Here is a 23,824-nt window from a genome sequence, read left to right as displayed (position 1 = left end):
TAACCTTTTTTTATGATTTTTTTTTGAAAGCATTTATTTTATCAATATAAAACTGCAATTCGTACAAGTGAATTAAGCCATTATCGTTGTCGGGCATTTGTGCCAATTGGACTAAATTAATATTTTGAAACAGGGACTCTTCTCCTAATAAATCCTGAATAACAATAAAAATTGCTTGTTGTAACGTTTTGCTATCACAATGTAATGCGTAGTTTTTGAGGTGAATAATTAGATCTAACCTTGATTTTTCTTGGTCATAATCCAATGTTCTAAATTTGAGTTCACTTGTTTTTAGTGTAATATCTTGAAAAAAGTATGGTTCATCTAATCCACTAATAATCTTTTCAATTTCTGATGCTGGCTGAATAAATGCTGTAAATTTCCAGTTCTTGAGTTGAGGTGCATTGTCCACTAAATTTACGACTTGTTGGAAGTAATCCAGATTCCCATTTGCCGTAATTATCATTTCGGATTTGTTTGTTTTTATTTTTGAAAAAACGAGCATAAAATCTAATTCTTTACAATAGAATTTCAAGTGTTTATCTATCCAAAAACTAATGTTTTTTTGATTTTTTGGTGTTTCATTAACTATGTTTTGAATGATTTGATTATTATCTTGGAACCAGTTCCAGAATGTATTTATTGATTTCATTTTGATTTGATTTGTAGGTTACTATTTTCGTTTATCAATAGAATGTTTTTCAAATGCAATTAAATTACATAATTCACGTAATCTAGAACGAACTCGATTACCGTAAACATTCTCAATTTCACTTGCCGAAAGGTTTGTCGTGATATGCGTTTGAATTTTTTTACTTGTGAAAATATCATAACGAGATAATAGAATTTCAGCCATTACGTTACATTCGTTTCCGTAGTATTTTAGGTTATTTTCTGTCCCTAAATCATCAAAGCATATTGTTTTTGGTTGCGATTCGTATAATTTTCCTTTGCTGTATTTGTGAATGATTTCGTAGCCGTCTTGTATGAATTCAAAACTTATATCTCTTGTTGATTTTAAAAAAAATCTATGTTCGGTAGGGGTTAGGTATTTCATTAAATTTAAAAGTGATGTTTTGCCACAGCCCACTGGTCCAGAAAGTAAAATTCCTTTGTTGAGGTCTATTGTGTATTGAAAACAAGTTGCTTCATCTTTTAGAAAATAGGCGATGAGTTTATAAATTATTGGATAATCGCTTTCAAGTATTTTGAAATGACTTCCGTATAAATCAATGCCTCTTTTCTCTAACCAAACAATTATTTCAGTGTAGCTATAATGGCTCTGAATAGTCTTTATCGTTTCCTGTGTTGAGGTGTTTTGCTCTGTTGGGGTGTTCATTTGAAATGAATTTAGGTGCGTTTAATATCCAATTTTCTGCTGCTGCTTGCCAATTGACCATCGGGGTTTTGCCACCGACTAGCCAACCATTGCTGGAGAAGTAATTGAAAAATTTAATAGCTTCGATTTCTTGAAAGTTATTCTCCAGAAAATAGGCTTTGACATTTTCGATTGATGGCACAATCTCTTTTTGCCGACTTTTTTCAGTTTGATTTTCACTGGTGTCGGCGAATGACGATGAAATTTGCCGATTATCATCGGCTAATATCTCCGTCATTTCTTTTTTGGCGGAACTTTTTTCTTTTTCGGCAGTTTCGCTTTTTAAAAAACCATTATCATTTTCAAATTTTTTTGCTTGCTCGTCCAAGTTTACAATCTTTAAATCGTTTGAAATGTTTGGTATGTTTGTATTGTTTATATAAGATACTAGAGCTTGTTCAGCACCAGTCCCACTAGTTGTACCAGTACTAGTACAGAGCTTGTTCACTACTTGTTCATTAACCAGTTCAAAAAGGGGTTCATTTTTTGGTGTTGTGATTTTTTCATTTTTGGCAATTGGTTTTAAATCATCTGAAAAATTTAATAGGTAAACGAGGCTTCCTTTGAATGGATTATATGATGGTTCATAATTAATATAACCTTGTGAATGTAAGTTTTTCAAACACTTATGATAGGTTGCTTTGGAACTTATTTTACTTATCCTCATTACCTCATCACGAGAAATACTGATTGGGTTTTTGAACCGATTGCAGTTCCAAAATTGAAACAAGGACATATACAAGCTTACGTGTGTTGGATTGAGAGTTTTATCGATAGCCACTTTCTCAAAGAATCCTGTTAGGTGTTTTATGTAATTCATCTCACTAACCATTTTGGACTGAATAAGGTAACTGTTGCATCGACTTTATTTTCTTCTAATACTTTTTCTAAATCGGAACTGGAGTAGTAAAGTATTCCACCAACTTTAGTATAAGTGATAGTTCCGTTTACTCGTAGATTTTGTAAAGTGCCTGGAGAAATATTTAGCAATTTTCTGACTTCGGAGGATTTGAGCCATTGTTTTTGCTGTTGCGGTTTTGAATTAAACATATCTTTCAAGTCTGTTAAAAGGAGTGAACGAAATTCGTTTAGGTCTTCTCTAGTAATGATTTCTACTGCCATTTTGAAATTTTTAAATTGTTATGGTACAAAATTGTATGTTTTGGTTTAATAAAAATCACAACTCAAACCCCGTTGGGAACGATTTTATATAAATTGAAAATGTTTATATTAAAATGTTTCATCGGTTTCGTCCATCCGCTTGGTTAAGACTTCTTCCAAAGTGCTTAAAAATTTTGTTCTATCCGCCTTACGCTCCCTTATTTCAAGGAAAGTTCTTCGGTATTGTCCTAAATCGATATTGAATATTTCCTCGAAATAAATTGCAATTTCTTTTAGTTCGGCTGCACCATTATTGAAAACTCCTTTAGTATGCAAAGCATACAATAGTTCTGTTAATGCAACTTTATTTCCTGTCCAAACCATTTTCCCTTTCGGTTCAAGTTGGGATTTTTCTTTGTATTCTTTTTTTCCAGTATTTGATAGTTTGGTTTCCAAATAAACCTGTACTAGATCATATGCAAGAATCTTTGCGACTTTAAAATCGTGTGAAGTTGAAAAATTATGATCAGCTTCAAAATAAAAACTATCCAATCGTAATTTTACATCGTAATTCCCTCTAACAAAATATTTAAAATCAAGAAAACTACTTCCGGTTCTGTGGTAGTTGTAAAAATCTAAATTGTTGTCGAAAAATCGCTTTAGTTTTTTTAGTTCATTGTTGAGGTATTTTTTAGTTATCCGTTCGCCACCGTGTGGCATTTTAGTTTCGATTTTCAAAATGGTATTGTGATAAATGTATAAAGAAGTGAATTTTGGTTTTATGTTTTTAAAAAAATCTATTTCAGAATCCAAACTCATTGTTTTGTCTTTTAGAAATTGCTTTTTAAGGTTGTTAATTACCTTTAATGTTATTTCAATTGACTTTACAGATTTTGTTATCAAATCATCCATTTCTAGGTTGATAAAACTTAATTGTTCTGTTAATTCAAATAATGGTTGTTTAAATTTGATGCTCATTTTTGTTGTTTTTAGGTTTAAAATTTTGATTTGACTCAAAAAAATAAACCTAAAAACTCCAAATCCAATAATGATCTTAATTTATTTTTTGCTCTTTTTGTATCGGTGTCATTGAAAACTTATTTCTCAAAACCTGCATATCTTCGCTAACTTTTTTATCCAAAACCTTTGCATAGTGTTGGGTAGTTCGTAAGTTTTTATGACCTAACATTTTGCTTACACTTTCTATCGGAACGCCATTTGTAAGGGTTATAGTCGTTGCAAAAGTGTGTCTGGCAATGTGAAAAGTTAATTCTTTTTCAATCTCGCAAACGCCAGCTATTTCTTTGAGATAAGCATTCATTTTTTGATTGGTTAAAATTGGCAAAAGTCTGACTTCGTTATTACTTTTAGGATGGTCAGCGTATTTATCAATAATCATTTGCGTTACTGGAAGAATAGGAATTTTGGAAGCGGTTTCGGTTTTCTGTCTGTGAGTAAATATCCATTTCTCGCCATCAATACCGATGCTTATATGCGACTTTGTTAAGTTTTTGACATCAATGTAAGCCAAACCAGTAAAGCAGCTAAAAAGGAATATATCACGCACCAAAGACAATCGTTCGGTTTTGAAATCTTTGTTAATGATGTTTTGAATTTCTTCTTCAGATAAATAAACTCTCTCGACTTCTTTAACTTTAGATTTATAATTTGCAAACGGATTTTTGTTTAGCCAGTCATTGGCCAGACAAAGTTTAATTATCTTGCTGAAATTCTTTATGTATTTTACGGCGGTGTTGTTAGCACAATTTCTAACGCTTCTTAACCAAAATTCATAATCAGTAACAAAGGCGTGATCTATTTTGTTTATCTCAATATCGGAAATTTTGTATTTCCATTGTAGAAATTCGATGGTATGGCTCAACGAAGTTTTATAACGTTCTAATGTTCCTGGTGCGTATTCTTTGCCAACCAATTCCTTTATTTTGTTATTATGGTCTTGGAAGATTGGGATTAGCATTCGTTTCGTTTCAGCAGCTCCAAACAATTCATTCTTCAAATTTTCGGAAGTAACTTTGATGTCTTTTTTGAATAATCTTTTTTCGGCTTCTAAAACTTGATTTTTCAAATAATCCAGATGGCTATTTATTGTTCTAGCTTCTTCATTTGTACCCTTGACTTTCGACCCTTCTGGCGACCATCGTTCGGGATTTACATACTTGCTTGCACTAAACTCAAATCGTTTGGCTTGGATTGTTACTCTTGCATAAATAGGGCAAATGCCCTCGTTGTTGGCTTTTGATCTCTTTATGTAAAAGAGAACGGATACAGTAGTATTCATAAGTGGTAACCTTTTAGTTATTATTAAATTTAAAATTTCTAATAATTACACACAAGATGTACATATTTTGAATATGTTATTGAACACCTTGTTGTACTGGTGGTTTTCTGTGAGAGGTGTCACTTAAATTTTTATAATTTAGTGACACCTCGAAAGACACCAAAACTTTGAGATTAAATGAATAATTTGATTATCCTAGAAACGAAAAAACCCACTAAATCGTTGAATTTAGTGGGTTTTGTAACCTTTTGTATTTCTACTGGCGGAGAAAGAGGGATTCGAACCCCCGGACCTGTTACAGTCAACAGTTTTCAAGACTGCCGCATTCGACCGCTCTGCCATTTCTCCAATAAGACTGCAACCATTTCCTGATTGCGAGTGCAAATATAAGAACCTTTTTTTGATAATCAAAAATAAAATCGATTAAAAATAAAGATTTTTTAATCCTTGCAATTAACTAATTCATTTATAAAATCTTACCTATTATAAAAATAATTAATAATTCACATATTCCATGATTTCTAAGCCATAACCAATCATTCCTACCCTTTTTGACTGCTCTGTATTTGATATTAATCTAATTTTAGAAATATCTATATCATGAAGCATTTGAGCACCTATTCCGAAGTCTTTGCTATCAATTATAATTTTTGGTGCTTTCATTTCACCTTTTGATTGTAATAATTTAAGTTCTGATATTCTACTTAACAAGTTCACCGATTGCATATCTTGATTTATAAATAACACCGCTCCCTTTCCTTGTTCGTTTATCATCTTAAACATATCATCTAGCTGTTTATCTGCATTATTAGTTAATGTTCCTAATAAGTCATTATTTACTTGCGATGAATTAATTCTAGTTAGAATAGATTCTCCTAAATTCCAAGTTCCTTTTGTAAGTGCTATATGTATTTGTTTATTTGTCGTTTGCTCGTATGCTCGTAGTCTGAATGTTCCAAATCTAGTTTCTATATCAAAATCTTCTTTTTTAACAATTAAACTATCATGTTGCATTCTATAAGCTACTAGATCTTCGATTGAAACTAATTTTAAATCGAATTTTTTTGCTACTTTGTATAATTCTGGTAAACGAGCCATTGTACCATCTTCATTCATGATTTCTACAATAACTCCTGCCGATTTAAAACCTGCCAGTCTTGCAAAATCTATCGCAGCTTCAGTATGCCCTGTTCTTCTTAAAACACCACCTTGTTTTGCTACTAAAGGAAAAATATGCCCTGGACGTGCCAATTCATAAGGTTTTGTCTTTCCATCTACTAATGCCAATATTGTTTTTGCTCTATCTGATGCCGATATTCCTGTAGTTACTCCATTGCCTTTTAAATCGACTGAAACAGTAAAAGCAGTTTCCATGTGATCTGTATTATTAGAAACCATAGCTCTTAGTTCTAATTCTTTGCAACGACTCTCTGTAAGTGGCGCGCAAATTAATCCTCGACCATGTGTTGCCATAAAATTTATCATTTCTGGTGTTACTTTTTCGGCAGCAGCAAGAAAATCTCCTTCATTTTCACGATCCTCATCATCTACAACTATAATAATCTTGCCTTGGCGAATGTCTTCTATTGCCTCTTCAATAGTATTTAGTTTTATCTTATTTGTAGTCATTTTTATTGTAATTTGTTGTTTTGTTTTAGTAGTTTGTTAAATAAATTTTTAATTGGCTCTGTAATTCCATCAAAGTTTATTCCTCCGCTATCATTTATTGCTTTCCTAGTTAAAAAAATAGCCAACGGAACCAATAAGAAAAATGAAATCCAAGCACCAAAAAATGGCGTCATTCCTGATTCTTGTGCTACTTTTTTGCCAAATGTATTTAGAAAGTGAAAGGTTATAAATATTAACATGGCAAAAACTATAGGCAATCCCAATCCTCCTTTTCTAATAATAGATCCCAGTGGCGCTCCTATAAAAAACATTAATATACAAGCAAAAGCAATTACAAATTTTTCGTGAATGGATAGCCAAAAACTATTTATATCCTTTTTCTTATACTCTAATGAAAAATTATTTATGTCAAAGTTTTGTTTTGAACTCAATGCATCACTAGCTGCTATTTCTAATATTTTTGATTTTTCTTCTTTAGTCAAAAAACTTGTTAATTCAACTATTTTTGGCTTTTTAGGTCTTAATGAATCTGGCTGAAGGTTTGCATTTAAACCTACACGTTGGTACATATTATCTGCTACAGATACTATTTCTCTATTGTAGCTAGTAGTTAATGAGTCGACTGTATATTTTAGTTCCGACAAATTTAGCATATAACATGCATTTGTGATATTTTCTTCACTCCCATCGACTTTATTTAATTTAGACAAATCGATGTTTATATTATATTTCTTGAAATATACTTTTGCAAAAGGCATTTTTTGTCTGTCTTGATAATTATTAGGAGTAATATCTTCGTAATAATAACCATCTAACAATACTAATTGTAGTAAATTAGATTTATCACTACTTATTAATTGTCCTCTTTTGGATTTAATAACAGTTTTTGCACCTTCTCCAAGATTAGATTTTTTATGCATGGTTACTCCTTCTAGGAATTCACCATTTTCACCAGTTTTTTTATCAACCTTAATGTTTATATTACCTATTGTGCTAAATTGTCCTTCGGCAATTGCCATAGCTGGTTTTACCTGCGCAATATTTTTTCTGAAATTTGTAAATTTATACTCAGCATAAGGAATTACATTATTTGCAAAGAAAAATGCAGCCAAAGCTAATAATAAAATGAACCCTGTTAGTCCTTTTATTGTTCTTTGAAATGAAATTCCTGCCGATTTCATAGCTGCAAATTCATAATTCTCAGCCAAATCTCCAAAAGTCATTATTGCCGAAAGTAAAACTGATAATGGAAGTACTAAAGGAACTAAACTTGGCATTTTGAAAAGTAAGAATTTCAAAATTAAAACTAAGTCTAGGTCTTTTCCTGCCAATTCCGAAATAAATAACCAAACAGTTTGAAGAATAAATATAAAAATTAAAATTACAAATACTCCAACAAATGAAGTTAAATAGGTTTTTAGAAGATATTTATCAAGAATTTTCATTCAGTTTAGTCCAGTTTATTGATATAATACTTAGGATATTTGCTTTGCGCAAAAGTAAACTGATTTTTTGGTAATGTTTGGTTGGTTTTGAAAGAATTAACAGTCAAAGTGATTTCTGTTCCATTTTTAGCCACTGATATTGTTTTATATATCTGATTGGTTGCCACATCTACTCCAACCAAAATTTGTTTTCGCTCGTCTTTAGAGCTTATTGGAGTTAGTTTTAGATATTGAATTTTTTTGCCTTTTACATTTTGCGTAATATCCCAAGCATATTTGAAACCTTTACTAAAAAAGGTCAACATTTTTGCTGGTGTATCATTATCTTCTTCCTTTCCTCCAATGTTTGAAATAGATATTTCTTCGTCTTCAGGAACTATAGAATATAATTTTTTCCCGTCACATAGTTTTGTAACACCCATAAAATTCAACACATACTGATTTCCGCTTAGAGTTACATTCCCTTTACTTTCCTGATTTACATTTTCCTTAAGGTTTTTCAAAGAGTATTTAAAATCTATTTGAATGTTTTTGTAACTTTTTACTTTTGCCGAAACTTTATCAAGCAATGCTTTTGCTTTCTCTGCATCTTGAGCTTGTGCAGAAAAACTAAAAATTATTAGCAATAAACCAATTATCCTCTTCATCATAATATTAGTTATTATTTTTTTCATTATTAAAAAATTGTTCAAGAGCTACTAAATCTGGGATATTTACGCCACGTGCTTTACTTCCTTCAAACGGCCCAACAATTCCTGCCGCCTCCAATTGATCTATTAATCTTCCTGCGCGATTGTATCCTAATTTTAGCTTTCGCTGAATTAATGAAGCAGATCCTTGTTGTGCAGTTACAATTACTTCGGCAGCATCTCTAAACAAAGTATCTCTTTCGGATATGTCCATATCAAGTTGTATGCCACTATCTTCTCCAACAAACTCTGGAAGTAAATAAGCTGTGGCGTAAGCTTTTTGAGAACCTATAAACTCTGTGATTTTTTCAACCTCTGGTGTATCTACAAAAGCACATTGTACACGAACTAAATCATTTCCGTTACTAAAAAGCATATCTCCACGACCTATTAACTGGTCTGCTCCTCCTGAATCTAAAATCGTTCTAGAATCTATTTTTGAGGTAACTCTAAACGCAATTCTAGCAGGGAAATTGGCTTTAATCATACCTGTAATTACATTTACAGATGGCCTTTGTGTTGCAATTATTAGGTGAATTCCAATGGCACGGGCTAATTGTGCTAAACGAGCTATTGGTAATTCTACTTCTTTTCCTGCAGTCATAATCAAATCGGCAAACTCATCGACAACCAAAACTATATAAGGTAAAAAACGATGTCCCGCTTCTGGATTTAGTTTTCGTTGTTTGAACTTTTCGTTATATTCTTTGATATTACGCACCATGGCATCTTTTAATAAAGAATAACGGTTATCCATTTCTACGCAAAGTGAGTTTAGTGTTGCAACAACTTTTGCATTATCGGTAATAATGGCTTCATCAGTATCTGGCAATTTTGCTAAATAATGACGTTCAATTTTATTAAAAAGTGTTAGCTCGACTTTCTTTGGATCGACCAAAACAAACTTAACTTCTGCTGGGTGCTTTTTGTATAATAATGAGGTTAAAACTGCATTTAATCCTACCGACTTTCCTTGACCTGTTGCTCCTGCCATTAATAAATGGGGCATTTTTGCTAAATCGACAACAAAAGTTTCATTAGAAATTGTTTTTCCTAATGCAATAGGTAATTCCATTTCCGCTTCTTGAAACTTGGCTGAACCAATTACTGATTTCATAGAAACCATGCTTGGATTCTTGTTTGGAACTTCGATACCAATAGTTCCTTTTCCTGGAATTGGCGCAATAATACGAATACCTAATGCCGAAAGTGATAGTGCAATATCGTCTTCTAAACTTTTTATTTTAGAAATTCTAATTCCAGCTTCTGGTACAATTTCGTATAAAGTAACCGATGGACCAACGGTTGCTTTAATCTGAGCAATTTCAATTTTGTAGTTGCGTAAAGTTTCTACAATTTTATTTTTATTTTCTTCAAGTTCCTCTTGGTTGATCGTGATTCCGCCTGATGAATAATCTTTTAGTAAATCGATTCCTGGAAATTTAAAATTTGATAAATCTAATGTTGGATCAAATTCTCCAAAATCTGCTACTAATCGTGATGCTAAATTTTCTTCTACAATATCTTCTTCTTCCACTTTTTCGATTACAAACTCATTTTCATTTTGTTTGTAATTATTATCAATCAGAATTTCTTCTTTAATTGTTGTTTCTAAAATTAATTCCGATGCGTTAGAAATTGTAGGTTTCAAACTTTCTTTATTTATTTCGAATTGAGAGACTGGTTTTAAGGTAATTTCACCTAAATCTTCCTCATCAGATTGAAATTCGAACTTTTTTACAGGCAATTCGGCAGCTTCATCAGTAGCAAATTCCTCTAAATTATAAGTAGATGATGTATTATTTATTGGTTTTAATTCTTCTTTTATATCATTTTTAGTTTTCTCGAAAAAGCCTTTAATTTTGTCTGGCGATACTTTTATTTTAAAAATAAAATAAATAACTATTCCAAAAATTAATGCTAATAAGGTTCCTGATTTCCCTATATAATCTTGCGAAAATAAATTCATCTCATAACCAATAACTCCACCTAATTCTGGCAAATAATTTCCAAAAAATCCAAAAAGAATAGATAAAATTATGATAACAAAAATATCCCAAAACCAAGTTTTTTTTAGTTTTCCCACAGCTAAGTCTAAAACTAAATAAGCTCCTGTTAAAAATAAAAGTCTAACAAATAAAAAGGATGCTACTCCAAATCCTTTATATATAAAAAAATCTGACACAAAAGCACCAAATTTCCCTAACCAATTTTGAATATCAGGATTTCTTGAAGTAAAATTACCTAATTCACTTTGATCTTTATTTCCGTTTACGAAATAAGATATAAATGATAACCCAAAAGCAATCGAAATTAGCACCAATAAAATACCAATGGTAATTTTTTGTTGGCGAGACGGACTAAAACGACTTAAAAAATTCGTTTCTTCAGGTTCTGTAGGTTTTATTTCTTTTTTAGCTTTTGCCATGAGTAGATTTACGATATTTGTTTCTATAAGAATATTGGTAAATAAATCATTAATCCAATAGCAATTGCCGTCATGGCTGCAAAGAAAACTGCACCAGCAGCAATATCTTTTATAAAACCAATACGTTCATGATAATCTGGATGAACAAAATCGGCAACTTTTTCTACTGCAGTATTTAAGCCTTCAACACTTAAAACTAATCCAAATGCTAGTATTTGAAACATCCAATCAGTTCTAGAAATTTGGAAATAAAAACCAGCAATAATCATTATCACAGCGATAGATGATTGCACCATAACACTATGTTCTGTAGTAATTAGTTTTATTGCACCTTTTAATGCAAATCCCATACTCTTGAAACGACCTGTTACAAAAGTATTATCTTTTTCAAATTTTACACTCATAATTATAATGATGCTAAGGCAGCTTCATAATTTGGTTCATCTGCTATTTCTGGAACTTGCTCGCTATATTTTACAACTCCATTTTCGTCAAGAACAATTACAGCTCTAGAGTGCAAACCTGCAAGAGCAGAATCCGTAATTTCAAGACCATAATTTTTTCCGAAGCTTCCGTCTTTAAAATCCGATAAATTTTCTACATTTTCTAGTCCCTCAGCACCACAAAAACGTTTCTGTGCAAAAGGCAAATCACGAGAAATACACAACACTTTTGTATTGTCTAATGTGCTAGCTTTAGCATTAAAAGTTCTTACTGATGTGGCACAAGTACCTGTATCTATGCTTGGAAAAATATTTAATACTACTTTACTTCCCTTATAATCAGCCAATGAAGCCGCTGATAAATCACTTTTTACTAATTGAAATTCTGGTGCCTTTGTACCTACTTGTGGTAAATTACCTGATGTATTTATTGGATTTCCTCCTAATGTTATTGATGCCATCTTATTTTAGTTTTAAAGATTTCAAAAGTAATGAAAATAATTAGGATTACAGAATTTAGCAAATAGGTTTTTTAAAATTGTCTGTTAGAAAATTTTAACATTAAAAATTGTTTTTTTATAATTTATTAATCGTAATATCGCAATATACAAATACAATAATAATTTATGGGAGCATCTAAATCAGAATCTTTTTCAGCAGAACATAACGAAATGGCAATCTTGTTTAAAGCCTTATCAAATCCTGCAAGAGTTGCTATTGTTGATTATTTATTATCTGTAGATAGTTGTATTTGTGGTGATATTGTAAACGAATTGCCATTGGCACAATCCACCATTTCTCAGCATTTGAAAGAATTAAAAAACGCAAATATAATCAAAGGTAGCATCGAAGGAACCGCTATTTGTTATTGTATTAATCAAGAAACAATTCAAAAAATCGAAAAACATTTTAGTTTAATTTCTCATAAATTAAATAGTAAATGTTGCTAATTTTAAAAATAAAAAATCATGAAACTATCAGAATTTAAAAGTAAATTGGAGAATGTGAACGTTTTTAATATCATGTTACCTCATGGAACAATGGTGCCAGCACATTTTCACATTACCGAAATGGGATTATTAACCAAAAACTTCATTGATTGTGGCAATACTATTCGTGAGGAAAAATCAATAACCTTCCAAGTTTGGTTTGCAGGAGATTTAGAACATAGATTAGAACCAAGTAAAGTCTTTAAAATCATTGATGCTTCACAAAAATTGATTGGAGATCAAGATTTAGAATTAGAGGTTGAATACCAAATGGAAAGTACTATTGGAAAATTTGGGTTGGAATTCTCAAACGGAAATTTCATTTTAACTCCAAAAGAAACAACTTGTTTGGCTAGTGATCATTGCGGAATTCCAGCCGAAAAAATGAAAGTTAAAATTGGCGAATGGAAAGAAAAAACAAGTTGTTGTACTCCTGAAAGTAATTGTTGCTAAACCATATTAGCTATGAATAAAAAAGAGCATTGGGAAAAAGTATTTGCAACAAAGCAAGAAACTGAGGTAAGTTGGTTTCAAAAAAATCCTAAAACATCTGTTCAGTTTTTTATTAACTATAAAATTCCGAAAGATGCTAAAATTATAGATATTGGAGGAGGTGACAGCTATTTAATAGATCATTTGTTAAATTTAGGTTATACCAATTTGTCTCTTTTAGATATTTCTGAAAATGCTATAAATAGAATTAAAAAAAGATTAGGTAAAAAAGCTGAAAAAGTCACTTTTATTATTTCTGATGTTTTAGATTTTAAACCCGAAAATACTTTTGATGTTTGGCATGACAGAGCTAGTTTTCATTTTCTTACAAGCAAAGAAGATATTTCAAAATATAACTTGATTGTATCTCAAGCGATTGCTAAAAATGGTTATTTATTTGTTGGAACTTTTTCAGAAAATGGTCCTTTAAAATGTAGTGGCCTAGAAATTTTTCAGTACTCTGAAAGCAAATTTAATGCTGTTTTTGGCAATGATTTTAATATTCTAAATTGTTTTACAGAAAATCATCAAACTCCATTTGAAACAATCCAGAATTTTATTTTTTGCAGTTTTTTAAAGAAATAATAATATATGTACTCTAATTTAAAAGCATCTATTGAAGCTATTGCTGAAATTTCATTATCAGAGGAACGAAAAGAAATTTTGGAACCTCTACTTGACTATATCCAATTAAAAGTTGATACCAATACGGAAATTAGACTCAATTTTATTTGTACTCATAATTCACGTAGAAGTCATTTGTCACAAATTTGGGCGCAAACAATGGCATTTCATTTCGGAATTCAAAATGTATTTTGTTATTCTGGCGGAACCGAAGCAACAGCAATGTTTCCAAAAGTAGTAGAAACGTTAACCACCCAAGGATTTCAAATTCAAAAATTATCCGAAACGGACAATCCAGTTTACTCAGTAAAATATGATGAAAACGAACATCCCATTATTTGTTTTTCCAAAACTTTTGATGCGAATTTTAATCCCAATTCTCAATTTGCAGCCATAATGACTTGTTCTTCTGCCGATGAAGGTTGTCCGTTTATTGCAGGAGCAGAAAAGCGTTTTCCTATTCGTTACAACGATCCAAAAGCATTTGACGGAACAGAATTAATGAATGCAAAATATGAAGAACGAAGTATAGAAATTGCTGCTGAAATGTATTTTGTTTTTTCAAAAATCAATATATAATTAAGTATGAAAAAAAGATTAAGATTTTTAGATCGGTTTTTAACATTATGGATTTTTTTAGCGATGCTTATTGGGGTTTCAATTGGTTATTTTATACCAAGCTCTGCTAGTTTTATCAATTCATTTTCCTCAGGAACAACTAATATTCCTTTAGCCATTGGTTTAATATTAATGATGTATCCACCATTAACCAAAATAGATTTTTCTAAAGTGCCTCAAATGTTTGAAAAGCCTAAATTACTAACAGCATCATTTATTATCACTTGGCTTGTTGGACCATTTTTAATGTTTTTGTTGGCTACTTTTTTCCTAAAAGATTATCCAGAATATATGACTGGGTTAATTATTATTGGGTTAGCGCCTTGCATTGCTATGGTCATTGTTTGGAACGAATTAGCCGAAGGAAATAGAGAATTAACAGCTGGTTTAATTGGAATTAACAGCCTATTACAAGTGTTTTTCTTTAGTTTATACGCTTATTTTTATTTAAAAATCATGTTGCCTTTATTCGGAATAAAAGGTTTAGAATTAAACATCACTATTTCTGAAATAGCGCAAACAGTAGGGATTTATCTCGGAATTCCTTTTGTCTTAGCAGTGATTAGTCGTTATGCTATAAAAAAATTCATTGGCGATAACTGGTTCAATCAGAAGTTTGTTCCGTTTGTATCTCCAATCACATTGATAGCCTTACTTTTTACCATTGTGATCATGTTCAGTTTAAAAGGCGAAATGATTGTCGATTTGCCTCTAGATGTTGTCCGAATTGCTATTCCATTAGTCATTTTCTTTGCAGTCATGTTTTTCTTGATGTTTTTTGTATCTAAGAAAATTGGAGCCAATTATAGTGATGCAGTGGCTTTATCATTTACAGCTTCTGGGAATAATTTCGAATTGGCAATTGCCGTCTCAATAGGTGTATTCGGAATCAATAGTGGACAAGCTTTTGCAGGCGTTATTGGTCCGTTAGTCGAAGTTCCTTCTTTGATCATTTTAGTAAATGTAGCATTTTGGTTAAGAAAAAAATATTACAAATAAACAGCTATAAATCAACCGTTTGTAAGATTTTATTTAGTAACTTTGGTTATAACCAAAAAAATAAAAACCTTATGAAAATAGCTACAATTATTGTAAGAGTATTATTAGGAGCGCTATTAGTTTTTGCTTCTGTTATGTTTTTCTTAAAACTAGCACCCGAACCTGAAACCACAGGAGCTTTTAAAGCGTTCCAAGTTGGACTACTTGCTTCTACTTACTTAATGCCTTTGGCAAAAGCACTTGAATTGCTTTGCGGATTATCTTACTTATCAGGAAAATATGTGACTTTATCTAATATTATTATATTACCAGTTACGCTAAACATTTTACTTATTAATATCTTTATGTCTCCAGAAAATTTACCTATTGGATTGTTTGTTTTCTTAGGAAATCTATTCTTGATTTATAGATATTGGGCAAATTATAAAAGCTTATTTACTGCATAAAAAAAATGCTTCCAGAAATTGGAAGCATTTTTTTTATTTATCTATAGAACCTAAAACTCGTTTCATAAAATCGTTTAAAGCGACTTTCTTATCTTTTCCTTCTTTAATCATTTTATGTACTTCGAGGGCACCATACATATTAGAAATTAGTTCGCCAATTACTTCCATTTCTTCCTCTTTTAAAGAAGAAACTTCGCAAAGATTTTCAAGAACTTCAATAGTTTCTACTAAATAATCTTGATCATTATTTTCGATAAATTGAGTGAGATGTTTTATTATTGGTAATTTCATAATTAAACTACTTCATTAATTAATTCCGTTAAGACTTCTAATTTTGTTGTTTGACTTTGATTAACCAAAACACCATTTTTGAAGGTTGCAAAAGTTGGTAAATTATCTACTTTTGCTAATTTTCTTGATTCTGGAAATTTTTCAGCATCTACTATCAGAAAAGGAATTCCTTCATTTTGTGAAGCTAACATTTTAAATTTCGGTTTCATTATTCGGCAATTACCACACCATGAAGCTGCATATTGAACCACAACTACATCATTTGATGCTACAACTTCAGCTAAATTATCTTGTTCTATTTCTGAAAACATAGTTTTTGAATATTTAAATGTAATAGCAATATCATTTTAACATTGCTATTACATCCTAGTTATTTAATTAGTGAGAAGCTAAATAAGCTGCAGTACTATTTCTATCAGCACTCATTGCATCTTTACCTTCTTCCCAATTTGCTGGACAAACTTCACCTTTTGTTTGAACGTGTGTGTAAGCGTCGATTAGACGTAAATATTCGTTTACATTTCTACCAAGTGGCATATCATTTACACTTTCGTGGAAAATTTTTCCTTCTTCATCTATAAGATAAGTAGCTCTGAATGTTACATTTGATCCTTCAAGAATTTCATCATTTAATTCCTCATCATAAACCCATTCTGCATCAAGAATATCTAAGGCCGATGATAAATTACGTGTTGTATCTGCTAAAATTGGGTAAGTAACACCTTCTATTCCACCATTATCTTTTGCTGTGTTTAACCATGCAAAATGCACTTCATTTGTATCACAAGAAGCACCAATAACCGTTGTGTTTCTTTTTTCAAATTCTTGCAAAGCAGCTTGAAAAGCGTGCAATTCTGTTGGACAAACAAAAGTAAAATCTTTTGGATACCAGAATAAGATTACTTTTTTCTTATTGTTTTTTGCTTCCTCAAGAACGTTAATTCTTAAATTATCTCCCATAAAAGAGATTGCATCTACTGTAATGTTTGGGAATTTTTTTCCGACTAATGACATAGTGTTTATTTTTTAAATGTTATTGTTTTTTATTCTGAGTGCAAATTTACAAATTGGATCAATGAAAAAATATGATATTTATTATATTTTCTGATTAAGTAATAGATAAAAATTATCAATACATTTCTTATAAAAAATTTAAAGCCTTTTTTAATTAATAATAATTTTTGATGCTTAATTTTTAATTAAAAAAAAACTACCTTAAGAAAGGTAGTTTTTCAGAAATAAAATAATAATCTTGATTGGATTATTTCAAATCAAAGCGATCTAGATTCATTACCTTATTCCAAGCTGCTATAAAATCTTTAAGAAATTTGTCTTGAGAATCTTCACTAGCATAAACTTCTGCAATGGCACGAAGTTCTGAATTTGAACCAAAAATAAGATCAACACGTGTGCCAGTCCATTTCAATTCACCTGTTTTACGGTTACGCCCTTCAAATAAATTTGATGATTCTGAAGATGCTTTCCATGTTGTATTAAAATCGAGTAAATTTAAGAAAAAATCGTTAGTAAGTGATTCTGGACGATTAGTAAACACTCCATGTTTAGATTGGTCAAAGTTAGTGTTTAAAACGCGCATACCTCCAAGTAATACAGCCATTTCAGGTACGGTTAGTGTCATTAGTTGCGATTTATCAACTAACATTTCCTCTGCCGAAACTGTGTATTGGGCCTTCATATAATTACGGAAACCATCGGCTTCTGGCTCTAGAACAGCAAATGATTCAACATCTGTTTGTTCTTGTGATGCATCTGCTCTTCCTGGTGTGAAAGGAACTATTATATCTTGACCTTCATTTTTAGCTGCTTTCTCTACCCCTGCACAACCTGCCAAAACAATTATGTCAGCTAATGATACTTGCTTATTTTCAGATTGAGTACTATTAACTGATTTTTGAATACCTTCTAAAACATCTAACACTTTTCTTAATTGATGCGGATTATTAACCTCCCAATCTCTTTGAGGTGCCAAACGAATACGTGCTCCATTTGCTCCTCCACGTTTATCAGAACCACGAAATGTTGATGCCGAAGCCCAAGCAGTAGAAACCATTTCAGATAAAGATAATCCTGAATCTAGTATTTTCTTCTTCAGCATAATAACATCATTATCATCAATTAATTTATAAGTTAATGCTGGAATAGGGTCTTGCCAAATTAGTTCTTCTTTAGGTACTTCCGAACCAAGATAACGAGCAATTGGTCCCATGTCTCGATGTGTCAGTTTAAACCAAGCACGAGCGAATACATTTGCAAATTCATCAGGGTTTTCATGAAAGTGTCTTGAAATTTTTTCATAAATAGGATCTACTCTCAAAGCTAAATCAGCAGTAAGCATTGTTGGAGCATGACTCTTCGACGCATTATGTGCATCTGGTACAGTTCCTGCACCCGCTCCATCTTTAGGTTTCCACTGATGTGCACCACCAGGACTCTTGGTGAGCTCCCATTCGAAACCAAATAAGTTTTCAAAATAATTATTGCTCCACTTATTAGGTGTAGTAGTCCAAGCACCTTCAAGACCACTAGTAATCGTATTTTCTCCATTTCCAGAACCAAAGGTGTTTTTCCAACCAAGACCTTGCTCTTCTATACTTGCAGCAGCTGGTTCAGGACCAACATACTTACTTGGATCGGCTGCTCCATGAGTTTTACCGAAAGTGTGCCCGCCAGCAATAAGTGCAACAGTTTCTTCATCATTCATCGCCATACGAGCAAAAGTCTCACGAATATCAATTGCTGAAGCAAGTGGATCTGGATTACCATTAGGACCTTCTGGGTTTACATAAATCAATCCCATTTGAACAGCTGCCAAAGGATTTTCTAATTCTCGATTACCTGTATATCTTTTATCATCTAACCATTTTCCTTCAGAACCCCAATAAATATCATCCTCTGGCTCCCATATATCCTCACGTCCTCCAGCGAAACCGAAAGTATTGAAACCCATAGACTCTAAAGCACAGTTTCCTGTAAGTACCATCAAGTCAGCCCAAGAAATTTTCTTACCATATTTCTGTTTAATAGGCCATAGTAGCAAACGAGCTTTATCTAGATTTGCATTGTCAGGCCAACTATTAAGTGGTGCAAATCTTTGAGAACCAGAACCTGCACCTCCCCGACCGTCAGCAATACGATAAGTTCCTGCACTATGCCATGCCATACGTATAAAAAATGGTCCATAATGACCATAATCAGCTGGCCACCAGTCTTGAGAGTCAGTCATTAGATCAAATAAATCTTTTTTAATATCAGCTAAATTGAGACTTTTGAAGGCCTCTGCATAATTAAATGCCTCTCCCATAGGATTAGAAAGTGAAGAATGTTGACGAAGAATATTTAATTTTAATTGATTGGGCCACCAATCGTTGTTTCTAGTTCCAGAACCAGCCGTTTGCTTCACAGCACCTCCAGAAAAAGGACATTTAGCTTCATTGTTAACATCGTAAGATTTCTCGTTAGAGTTTGTGTTATTTTCCATAATATGATAGTTTTTTGACTTTCAGTTAATTATACCAAATTTATGAATTAAACTGAAAAGATAGTATTAGTTTTGATTATTAATTTTTATTTTAAAATAATAAATAACTATCATTTTTAATAAGAATTATGAAACATAAAATTTTTATTCAGTAAGTTTTATATATTTGTTTCCTGCAAAAAAATGTAGAATTAATCAAACCATAATTAACCAATTTATGTCTTTTTCAAAATTATTCAGAAAAAAAACAGTACAAGATATTCTTAAACAAGTGGCTCAAAATGAAGCCGATGGTCATAATAGCTTAGGAAAACATTTAAAAACAAGAGATTTAGCTGCTTTTGGAATTGCCGCCATTATTGGAGCAGGAATTTTTAGCACAATCGGAAAAGCCAGTTATGATGGTGGTCCTAGTGTAATTTTCTTATTTCTTTTTACTGCTATTGCTTGTAGTTTTGCTGCTTTTGCTTATGCCGAATTTGCTTCTATGGTTCCTGTTTCAGGAAGTGCTTACACTTATTCTTATGTTGCTTTTGGGGAAATTATTGCATGGATTATAGGCTGGGCATTAATTATGGAATATGCTATTGGTAATATTACTGTTGCAATTTCTTGGAGTGATTATTTTACGGGATTGCTCGATAGTATGGGCCTTCATTTGCCACAATATGTACAAATGGATTATTTAACCGCCTCAAATGGATTTAAAGAAGCTACTGCCTTAATGCAAGGTGGAAAATCATACGAAAATTTATCCGAAGGACTAAAAAGTGCTTACACAGCTTGGACAACTTCACCAACATTAGGATCTTTCCATTTTGTGGCCGATTTACCTGCTTTGTTTATCATCGTTTTAATTACAGCATTGGTTTATAGAGGAATGAAAGAATCACGTAACGCCAGTAACTTCATGGTTGTCGTTAAACTTTGTATTATTTTATTAGTTATTGCTGTTGGTATATTTTATGTTGACACAAACAATTGGCACCCATTTGCACCAAATGGTGTTAGTGGAATTCTAAAAGGTGTATCTGCAGTGTTCTTTGCCTATATTGGTTTCGATGCTATTTCAACTACTGCAGAAGAATGCGAAAATCCGCAACGTGATTTGCCAAGAGGTATGATGTGGGCTATCATAATATGTACTGTTTTGTATATAATTATTGCATTAGTACTAACAGGAATGGTTCATTATTCTGAATTAAATGTAGGAGATCCATTAGCGTTTGTATTTGATAAATTACATCTTAAATGGATGTCAGGAATTATTGCTGTAAGTGCTGTAATTGCTATGGCGAGCGTTTTATTAGTTTTTCAAATGGGACAACCAAGAATCTGGATGAGTATGAGTCGTGATGGTTTACTACCAAAACGTTTTTCTAAAGTTCATCCAAAATTTAAAACGCCTTCATACGCAACAATAGTAACTGGTTTTGTGGTAGCCATTCCTGCATTATTTTTGAACCTTACAATGGTAACCGATTTATGTAGTATTGGTACTTTATTTGCTTTTGTATTGGTTTGCGCTGGAGTTTTAGTGTTGCAAAACAAGCCAAATATTCCAAGAGGAAAATTTAAAACACCTTATATGAATTCGAAATTTGTAATGCCATTTTTGATTATTATTGGATTAGTATTTGCTTTTTCTTACAACAAGCAATCTACGATGGATTTCTTAACAAATGAAAAACAAATTAATGATCCTGCAACAATTGTAACTTCTTTAGACAAAGAGCAAACGACACTTGTATTTGATTATATTTCTAAAAATAATTCAGCTGACGTTAAAGCTTCAGAAGATTTAGAACAGGTTTTGAGTGATTTTCAACAAAAAGACGACACAAGTTATAAAACATTAATCGATAGTTTACCTATTGATAATTCAATGAAATATGAAAGCGGTTTCAGCTTATTTAAACACAAAATTCCGATGTGGATTTTCTTAATTGTTTTATTTGGATTAACTATTTGGTCTAATCGTCAGAATTTATCATTAATTCCACTTTTAGGATTAATTTGTTGCTTGTACATGATGGCAGAATTAAGCATCTGGAATTGGATTTACTTTACACTTTGGCTATTGATTGGTCTTTGTATTTACTTCGGATTTAGTCGAAAAAATAGTAAATTGAATTTGACAGAATTAAAATCTGATATTGAAAATTAATACTATTTAAACCAATAAAAAAATCCCATTTCATAATTTGAAATGGGATTTTTATTTTATCAAAAATTATAGAATAAATCTACAAAATCTCCAACTCTTTCATACAAGCATGCATCATTTCATAGGTACGATTAATATCATTATCTAAACCTATAGAAAAACGAATTAGTCCATCTGTCAAGCCCATTTCCGCTTGTTCTTCAAGAGGAATTTCACTAGATGTAGAAGTTCCTGGAGCACTAAAGAGAGTTTTATAAAAACCTAAACTTACTGCTAGATAACCTAAATTTCTTTCTTGCATTAATTCCATCAGTTCATTAGCTTTATCAAGTGAACCCACATCGATAGTCATCATACCACCAAAACCATATTCATGGTTAATCATACCAGAATAAATCTTGTGACTTGGGTGTGATTTCAAACCAGGATAAACAGTTTTTATTCCGTTTTCTTCAAATTTTTGAGCTAAAAACATTGCATTATGGCTGTGCTGTTTCATTCTAATATGTAAAGTTCTCAAGTTTTTCATCACACTTGCCGAACGTAAACTATCCATCGTTGGACCTAAAAGCATACTAGCTCCAGAATTTACATTTTTTAAATCATTAATAAATTCTTGCGAAGCACAAACTACACCACCTACTGTGTCACTACTTCCATTAATATATTTTGTCAAACTATGAATCACAATATCAGCACCTAATTTAGCAGGCGAAACTGACAATGGTGAAAAAGTATTATCAACCACCAATTTCAAATTATGCTTAATTGCAATTTTTGCTAAACTAGCAATATCAGCCACTTCGAGCAAAGGATTACTTACCGTTTCACAATACAAAACTTTCGTATTTGGAGTAATAGCAGCTTCTACAATATCAAGTTTAGTAATATCTACAAATGTCGTTTTGATACCAAATCTAGGCGCTAGATTTTTCAAAAAAGCATATGTTCCACCATAAATAGTTCGACTCGAAACAATATGATCACCGTTTCCACACAATTGCAAAAGCGTTGGCGTGATAGCTCCCATTCCAGAAGCTGCAACATTTGCCGTTTCAGTACCTTCCATCGCAGCAAGTGCTTTGTCTAAATACAAATTACTAGGAGATGAATGACGAGAATACAAATAACAACCTTCAGCATTGCCTTCAAAAGTGTCGAACATCGTTTTTGCCGACAAAAATGTATAAGTTGAACTATCTGAAATAGATGGATTTACACCACCAAATTCTCCAAAATACTGTAAATCTTGTATTTTGTCTGCGGGATTAAAATTTTTCATATGTAAATAATATTTGTTTTTTATCGGAATATGGTATATTTATGAGGAAATATTCACTTGTGTTCGTGATTTAGATTTCATAAATATTTTATATTTTTATTTATTTTTTAGAAGCTATTCCTGCTATCCACTTTATCTTTTTGTCTGCCGAAAAGGCAAAACAAAAAGTATATCGTTCCTATCAGGGCTAGAACATTATAGTTATTAATTTATAATCATCAAAAAAACAAAATATTAGATTTAATCACAATACAAATTAAATAAATAAGAAAATAAAACTATAATTTCATATATTTGTAATTATTTAATCATTAAATTTGATTATAAATAACTATTTTTAGAAAATTTAAAATTATGAATTTAGACGAAATCGACAAAAACCTGTTAAAGCTATTACAAACCGATAGTAAAAAAACCACAAAAGAACTTTCATCAAAATTAAATCTTTCTGTAACAGCCGTTTATGAACGAATAAAAAAACTGGAACGTGAAGGTATCATCGAAAAATATGTTGTTTTATTAAACAGAAAAAAAATTGAAAAAGGATTTGTCGTTTTCTGTCATATCAAACTAATCCAACATACAAAAGAATTCCTGACAAAATTTGAAAGTCAGGTAATTAAACTTAATGAAGTGCTAGAATGTCATCATGTGAGTGGCGATTACGATTATATCTTAAAAATTGTACTCAAAGACATGGAAGAATATCGTGAATTTCTAGTAGAAAAACTAACAACATTAGAGCATATAGGAAGCACACACAGTACTTTTATGATTTCTGAAGTAAAAAACACAACGGTTATAGAAATTTAATTTTTTTGAAAAAATGGTAATAATTTTTGCCTTTATCATTGCAATTAAATTCGTAATTTTGCATTACTAAAAATAAAAAACACTAACTATGAGTTCATTTGACGTAGTCATTATAGGTTCAGGTCCAGGCGGATATGTATCAGCAATTCGTTGCGCACAATTAGGTTTCAAAACTGCTATTATAGAAAAATA

At 31.5% G+C, this 23,824-nt stretch carries 26 protein-coding genes and 1 tRNA gene; 9 read left to right on the top strand and 18 right to left on the bottom strand.

The genetic code is table 11. From position 1 onward, the window contains the following. Nucleotides 1-10: 10 nt before the first annotated feature. The 13 genes from ACKVOV_RS06895 to tpx form a co-directional block, all read right to left on the bottom strand. The gene (locus ACKVOV_RS06895) at nucleotides 11-652 is read right to left on the bottom strand and encodes a hypothetical protein (protein ID WP_409206025.1); all 642 of its coding nucleotides are present in this window, start codon (nucleotides 650-652) and stop codon (nucleotides 11-13) included. Between the two features lie 21 nt (nucleotides 653-673). Beyond that, nucleotides 674-1,339: an AAA family ATPase gene (locus ACKVOV_RS06890; protein ID WP_409206024.1), complete on the bottom strand. Its 666-nt coding sequence runs from the start codon at nucleotides 1,337-1,339 to the stop codon at nucleotides 674-676. Beyond that, the gene (locus ACKVOV_RS06885; RefSeq protein WP_409206023.1) at nucleotides 1,272-2,198 is read right to left on the bottom strand and encodes a transcriptional regulator; all 927 of its coding nucleotides are present in this window, start codon (nucleotides 2,196-2,198) and stop codon (nucleotides 1,272-1,274) included. The genes ACKVOV_RS06890 and ACKVOV_RS06885 overlap by 68 nt, the downstream gene beginning before the upstream one ends. Then, on the bottom strand, nucleotides 2,195-2,500 hold the full coding sequence (locus ACKVOV_RS06880; RefSeq protein ID WP_409206022.1) for a helix-turn-helix domain-containing protein: 306 nt from the start codon (nucleotides 2,498-2,500) through the stop codon (nucleotides 2,195-2,197). The genes ACKVOV_RS06885 and ACKVOV_RS06880 overlap by 4 nt, the downstream gene beginning before the upstream one ends. A gap of 108 nt (nucleotides 2,501-2,608) precedes the next feature. Beyond that, complete coding sequence (locus tag ACKVOV_RS06875) at nucleotides 2,609-3,457, bottom strand: RteC domain-containing protein (protein ID WP_409206021.1); 849 nt, start codon at nucleotides 3,455-3,457, stop codon at nucleotides 2,609-2,611. Between the two features lie 76 nt (nucleotides 3,458-3,533). Further along, nucleotides 3,534-4,778: a site-specific integrase gene (locus ACKVOV_RS06870; RefSeq protein ID WP_409206020.1), complete on the bottom strand. Its 1,245-nt coding sequence runs from the start codon at nucleotides 4,776-4,778 to the stop codon at nucleotides 3,534-3,536. A gap of 260 nt (nucleotides 4,779-5,038) precedes the next feature. Continuing rightward, nucleotides 5,039-5,126, bottom strand: a tRNA-Ser gene (locus tag ACKVOV_RS06865). A gap of 147 nt (nucleotides 5,127-5,273) precedes the next feature. Next, the gene (ribB, locus tag ACKVOV_RS06860; RefSeq protein WP_409206019.1) at nucleotides 5,274-6,407 is read right to left on the bottom strand and encodes a 3,4-dihydroxy-2-butanone-4-phosphate synthase; all 1,134 of its coding nucleotides are present in this window, start codon (nucleotides 6,405-6,407) and stop codon (nucleotides 5,274-5,276) included. A gap of 2 nt (nucleotides 6,408-6,409) precedes the next feature. Next, on the bottom strand, nucleotides 6,410-7,852 hold the full coding sequence (locus ACKVOV_RS06855; protein ID WP_409206018.1) for an LptF/LptG family permease: 1,443 nt from the start codon (nucleotides 7,850-7,852) through the stop codon (nucleotides 6,410-6,412). Between the two features lie 5 nt (nucleotides 7,853-7,857). Then, a complete protein-coding gene (locus ACKVOV_RS06850; protein ID WP_409206017.1) occupies nucleotides 7,858-8,526 on the bottom strand; it encodes a LolA family protein in 669 nt (222 codons plus the stop codon). After that, complete coding sequence (locus tag ACKVOV_RS06845; RefSeq protein ID WP_409206016.1) at nucleotides 8,507-10,969, bottom strand: DNA translocase FtsK; 2,463 nt, start codon at nucleotides 10,967-10,969, stop codon at nucleotides 8,507-8,509. The genes ACKVOV_RS06850 and ACKVOV_RS06845 overlap by 20 nt, the downstream gene beginning before the upstream one ends. Nucleotides 10,970-10,992: 23 nt before the next feature. Next, entirely contained in the window at nucleotides 10,993-11,373 is a 381-nt protein-coding gene (locus ACKVOV_RS06840) for a diacylglycerol kinase family protein (protein ID WP_409206015.1), read from the bottom strand. A gap of 2 nt (nucleotides 11,374-11,375) precedes the next feature. Then, nucleotides 11,376-11,873, bottom strand: coding sequence for a thiol peroxidase (gene tpx / locus ACKVOV_RS06835; protein ID WP_409206014.1), 498 nt, complete (start codon nucleotides 11,871-11,873; stop codon nucleotides 11,376-11,378). 165 nt (nucleotides 11,874-12,038) lie between these two features. Between tpx and ACKVOV_RS06830 the strand changes: the two genes are divergently transcribed. The 6 genes from ACKVOV_RS06830 to ACKVOV_RS06805 all read left to right on the top strand — a co-directional run bounded on the left by ACKVOV_RS06830 (nucleotide 12,039) and on the right by ACKVOV_RS06805 (nucleotide 15,580). After that, nucleotides 12,039-12,362: an ArsR/SmtB family transcription factor gene (locus ACKVOV_RS06830; protein ID WP_409206013.1), complete on the top strand. Its 324-nt coding sequence runs from the start codon at nucleotides 12,039-12,041 to the stop codon at nucleotides 12,360-12,362. A gap of 18 nt (nucleotides 12,363-12,380) precedes the next feature. Next, entirely contained in the window at nucleotides 12,381-12,854 is a 474-nt protein-coding gene (locus ACKVOV_RS06825; RefSeq protein ID WP_409206012.1) for a DUF6428 family protein, read from the top strand. A gap of 12 nt (nucleotides 12,855-12,866) precedes the next feature. Further along, nucleotides 12,867-13,478: a class I SAM-dependent methyltransferase gene (locus tag ACKVOV_RS06820; RefSeq protein ID WP_409206011.1), complete on the top strand. Its 612-nt coding sequence runs from the start codon at nucleotides 12,867-12,869 to the stop codon at nucleotides 13,476-13,478. Nucleotides 13,479-13,484: 6 nt separating this feature from the next. Beyond that, entirely contained in the window at nucleotides 13,485-14,096 is a 612-nt protein-coding gene (locus ACKVOV_RS06815) for a low molecular weight phosphatase family protein (protein WP_409206010.1), read from the top strand. Nucleotides 14,097-14,102: 6 nt separating this feature from the next. Beyond that, entirely contained in the window at nucleotides 14,103-15,134 is a 1,032-nt protein-coding gene (gene arsB, locus ACKVOV_RS06810) for an ACR3 family arsenite efflux transporter (protein ID WP_409206009.1), read from the top strand. A gap of 71 nt (nucleotides 15,135-15,205) precedes the next feature. Next, a complete protein-coding gene (locus ACKVOV_RS06805; protein ID WP_409206008.1) occupies nucleotides 15,206-15,580 on the top strand; it encodes a DoxX family protein in 375 nt (124 codons plus the stop codon). A gap of 33 nt (nucleotides 15,581-15,613) precedes the next feature. Here ACKVOV_RS06805 and ACKVOV_RS06800 read toward each other — a convergent pair whose 3' ends face one another. The 4 genes from ACKVOV_RS06800 to katG all read right to left on the bottom strand — a co-directional run bounded on the left by ACKVOV_RS06800 (nucleotide 15,614) and on the right by katG (nucleotide 19,370). Next, nucleotides 15,614-15,871: a DUF6952 family protein gene (locus ACKVOV_RS06800; protein WP_409206007.1), complete on the bottom strand. Its 258-nt coding sequence runs from the start codon at nucleotides 15,869-15,871 to the stop codon at nucleotides 15,614-15,616. A 2-nt stretch (nucleotides 15,872-15,873) separates the two neighbouring features. Continuing rightward, nucleotides 15,874-16,182: a thioredoxin family protein gene (locus ACKVOV_RS06795; RefSeq protein WP_409206006.1), complete on the bottom strand. Its 309-nt coding sequence runs from the start codon at nucleotides 16,180-16,182 to the stop codon at nucleotides 15,874-15,876. Between the two features lie 67 nt (nucleotides 16,183-16,249). Continuing rightward, nucleotides 16,250-16,885 (bottom strand): peroxiredoxin, encoded by a 636-nt coding sequence (locus tag ACKVOV_RS06790; protein ID WP_409206005.1) that lies wholly within the window; start codon nucleotides 16,883-16,885, stop codon nucleotides 16,250-16,252. Between the two features lie 247 nt (nucleotides 16,886-17,132). After that, nucleotides 17,133-19,370, bottom strand: a complete 2,238-nt coding sequence (katG, locus tag ACKVOV_RS06785) for a catalase/peroxidase HPI (RefSeq protein WP_409206004.1) — start codon at nucleotides 19,368-19,370, stop codon at nucleotides 17,133-17,135. 217 nt (nucleotides 19,371-19,587) lie between these two features. On the opposite strand from katG, the gene ACKVOV_RS06780 reads away from it, so the two are divergent. Then, on the top strand, nucleotides 19,588-21,537 hold the full coding sequence (locus ACKVOV_RS06780; RefSeq protein ID WP_409206003.1) for an amino acid permease: 1,950 nt from the start codon (nucleotides 19,588-19,590) through the stop codon (nucleotides 21,535-21,537). Nucleotides 21,538-21,616: 79 nt separating this feature from the next. Here the strand turns inward: ACKVOV_RS06780 and ACKVOV_RS06775 are convergent, their stop codons facing one another. After that, the gene (locus ACKVOV_RS06775) at nucleotides 21,617-22,819 is read right to left on the bottom strand and encodes an aminotransferase class V-fold PLP-dependent enzyme (protein WP_409206002.1); all 1,203 of its coding nucleotides are present in this window, start codon (nucleotides 22,817-22,819) and stop codon (nucleotides 21,617-21,619) included. A 354-nt stretch (nucleotides 22,820-23,173) separates the two neighbouring features. Here ACKVOV_RS06775 and ACKVOV_RS06770 point away from each other — a divergent pair, with 354 nt between their 5' ends. Both ACKVOV_RS06770 and ACKVOV_RS06765 read left to right on the top strand, forming a co-directional pair. Continuing rightward, on the top strand, nucleotides 23,174-23,632 hold the full coding sequence (locus tag ACKVOV_RS06770; protein ID WP_409206001.1) for an Lrp/AsnC family transcriptional regulator: 459 nt from the start codon (nucleotides 23,174-23,176) through the stop codon (nucleotides 23,630-23,632). Nucleotides 23,633-23,720: 88 nt separating this feature from the next. Next, nucleotides 23,721-23,824: FAD-binding protein (locus ACKVOV_RS06765; protein WP_409206029.1), on the top strand; the 104-nt coding region annotated here is incomplete at its 3' end.

Origin of the sequence: Flavobacterium sp. (assembly GCF_046153165.1) — a bacterium.
In the GTDB taxonomy this organism is placed as follows: Bacteria; Bacteroidota; Bacteroidia; order Flavobacteriales; family Flavobacteriaceae; genus Flavobacterium.
Note: the sequence above shows the minus strand (reverse complement) of the source record. Positions and strands in the feature narration are given on the sequence as shown.

What these genes read in the sequence shown, in the direction of transcription:
- ACKVOV_RS06825 (WP_409206012.1), top strand. Translation starts at nt 12,381, where the DNA reads ATGAAACTATCAGAATTTAAAAGTAAATTGGAGAATGTGAACGTTTTT.
- ACKVOV_RS06850 (WP_409206017.1), bottom strand. Translation starts at nt 8,526, where the DNA reads ATGAAAAAAATAATAACTAATATTATGATGAAGAGGATAATTGGTTTA.
- ACKVOV_RS06770 (WP_409206001.1), top strand. Translation starts at nt 23,174, where the DNA reads ATGAATTTAGACGAAATCGACAAAAACCTGTTAAAGCTATTACAAACC.
- ACKVOV_RS06815 (WP_409206010.1), top strand. Translation starts at nt 13,485, where the DNA reads ATGTACTCTAATTTAAAAGCATCTATTGAAGCTATTGCTGAAATTTCA.
- ACKVOV_RS06890 (WP_409206024.1), bottom strand. Translation starts at nt 1,339, where the DNA reads ATGAACACCCCAACAGAGCAAAACACCTCAACACAGGAAACGATAAAG.
- ACKVOV_RS06830 (WP_409206013.1), top strand. Translation starts at nt 12,039, where the DNA reads ATGGGAGCATCTAAATCAGAATCTTTTTCAGCAGAACATAACGAAATG.
- ACKVOV_RS06870 (WP_409206020.1), bottom strand. Translation starts at nt 4,778, where the DNA reads ATGAATACTACTGTATCCGTTCTCTTTTACATAAAGAGATCAAAAGCC.
- ACKVOV_RS06775 (WP_409206002.1), bottom strand. Translation starts at nt 22,819, where the DNA reads ATGAAAAATTTTAATCCCGCAGACAAAATACAAGATTTACAGTATTTT.
- ACKVOV_RS06820 (WP_409206011.1), top strand. Translation starts at nt 12,867, where the DNA reads ATGAATAAAAAAGAGCATTGGGAAAAAGTATTTGCAACAAAGCAAGAA.
- arsB (WP_409206009.1), top strand. Translation starts at nt 14,103, where the DNA reads ATGAAAAAAAGATTAAGATTTTTAGATCGGTTTTTAACATTATGGATT.
- ACKVOV_RS06875 (WP_409206021.1), bottom strand. Translation starts at nt 3,457, where the DNA reads ATGAGCATCAAATTTAAACAACCATTATTTGAATTAACAGAACAATTA.
- ACKVOV_RS06800 (WP_409206007.1), bottom strand. Translation starts at nt 15,871, where the DNA reads ATGAAATTACCAATAATAAAACATCTCACTCAATTTATCGAAAATAAT.
- ACKVOV_RS06780 (WP_409206003.1), top strand. Translation starts at nt 19,588, where the DNA reads ATGTCTTTTTCAAAATTATTCAGAAAAAAAACAGTACAAGATATTCTT.
- tpx (WP_409206014.1), bottom strand. Translation starts at nt 11,873, where the DNA reads ATGGCATCAATAACATTAGGAGGAAATCCAATAAATACATCAGGTAAT.
- ACKVOV_RS06885 (WP_409206023.1), bottom strand. Translation starts at nt 2,198, where the DNA reads ATGAATTACATAAAACACCTAACAGGATTCTTTGAGAAAGTGGCTATC.
- ACKVOV_RS06805 (WP_409206008.1), top strand. Translation starts at nt 15,206, where the DNA reads ATGAAAATAGCTACAATTATTGTAAGAGTATTATTAGGAGCGCTATTA.
- ACKVOV_RS06795 (WP_409206006.1), bottom strand. Translation starts at nt 16,182, where the DNA reads ATGTTTTCAGAAATAGAACAAGATAATTTAGCTGAAGTTGTAGCATCA.
- ACKVOV_RS06880 (WP_409206022.1), bottom strand. Translation starts at nt 2,500, where the DNA reads ATGGCAGTAGAAATCATTACTAGAGAAGACCTAAACGAATTTCGTTCA.
- ACKVOV_RS06840 (WP_409206015.1), bottom strand. Translation starts at nt 11,373, where the DNA reads ATGAGTGTAAAATTTGAAAAAGATAATACTTTTGTAACAGGTCGTTTC.
- ribB (WP_409206019.1), bottom strand. Translation starts at nt 6,407, where the DNA reads ATGACTACAAATAAGATAAAACTAAATACTATTGAAGAGGCAATAGAA.
- ACKVOV_RS06895 (WP_409206025.1), bottom strand. Translation starts at nt 652, where the DNA reads ATGAAATCAATAAATACATTCTGGAACTGGTTCCAAGATAATAATCAA.
- ACKVOV_RS06855 (WP_409206018.1), bottom strand. Translation starts at nt 7,852, where the DNA reads ATGAAAATTCTTGATAAATATCTTCTAAAAACCTATTTAACTTCATTT.
- ACKVOV_RS06790 (WP_409206005.1), bottom strand. Translation starts at nt 16,885, where the DNA reads ATGTCATTAGTCGGAAAAAAATTCCCAAACATTACAGTAGATGCAATC.
- ACKVOV_RS06845 (WP_409206016.1), bottom strand. Translation starts at nt 10,969, where the DNA reads ATGGCAAAAGCTAAAAAAGAAATAAAACCTACAGAACCTGAAGAAACG.
- katG (WP_409206004.1), bottom strand. Translation starts at nt 19,370, where the DNA reads ATGGAAAATAACACAAACTCTAACGAGAAATCTTACGATGTTAACAAT.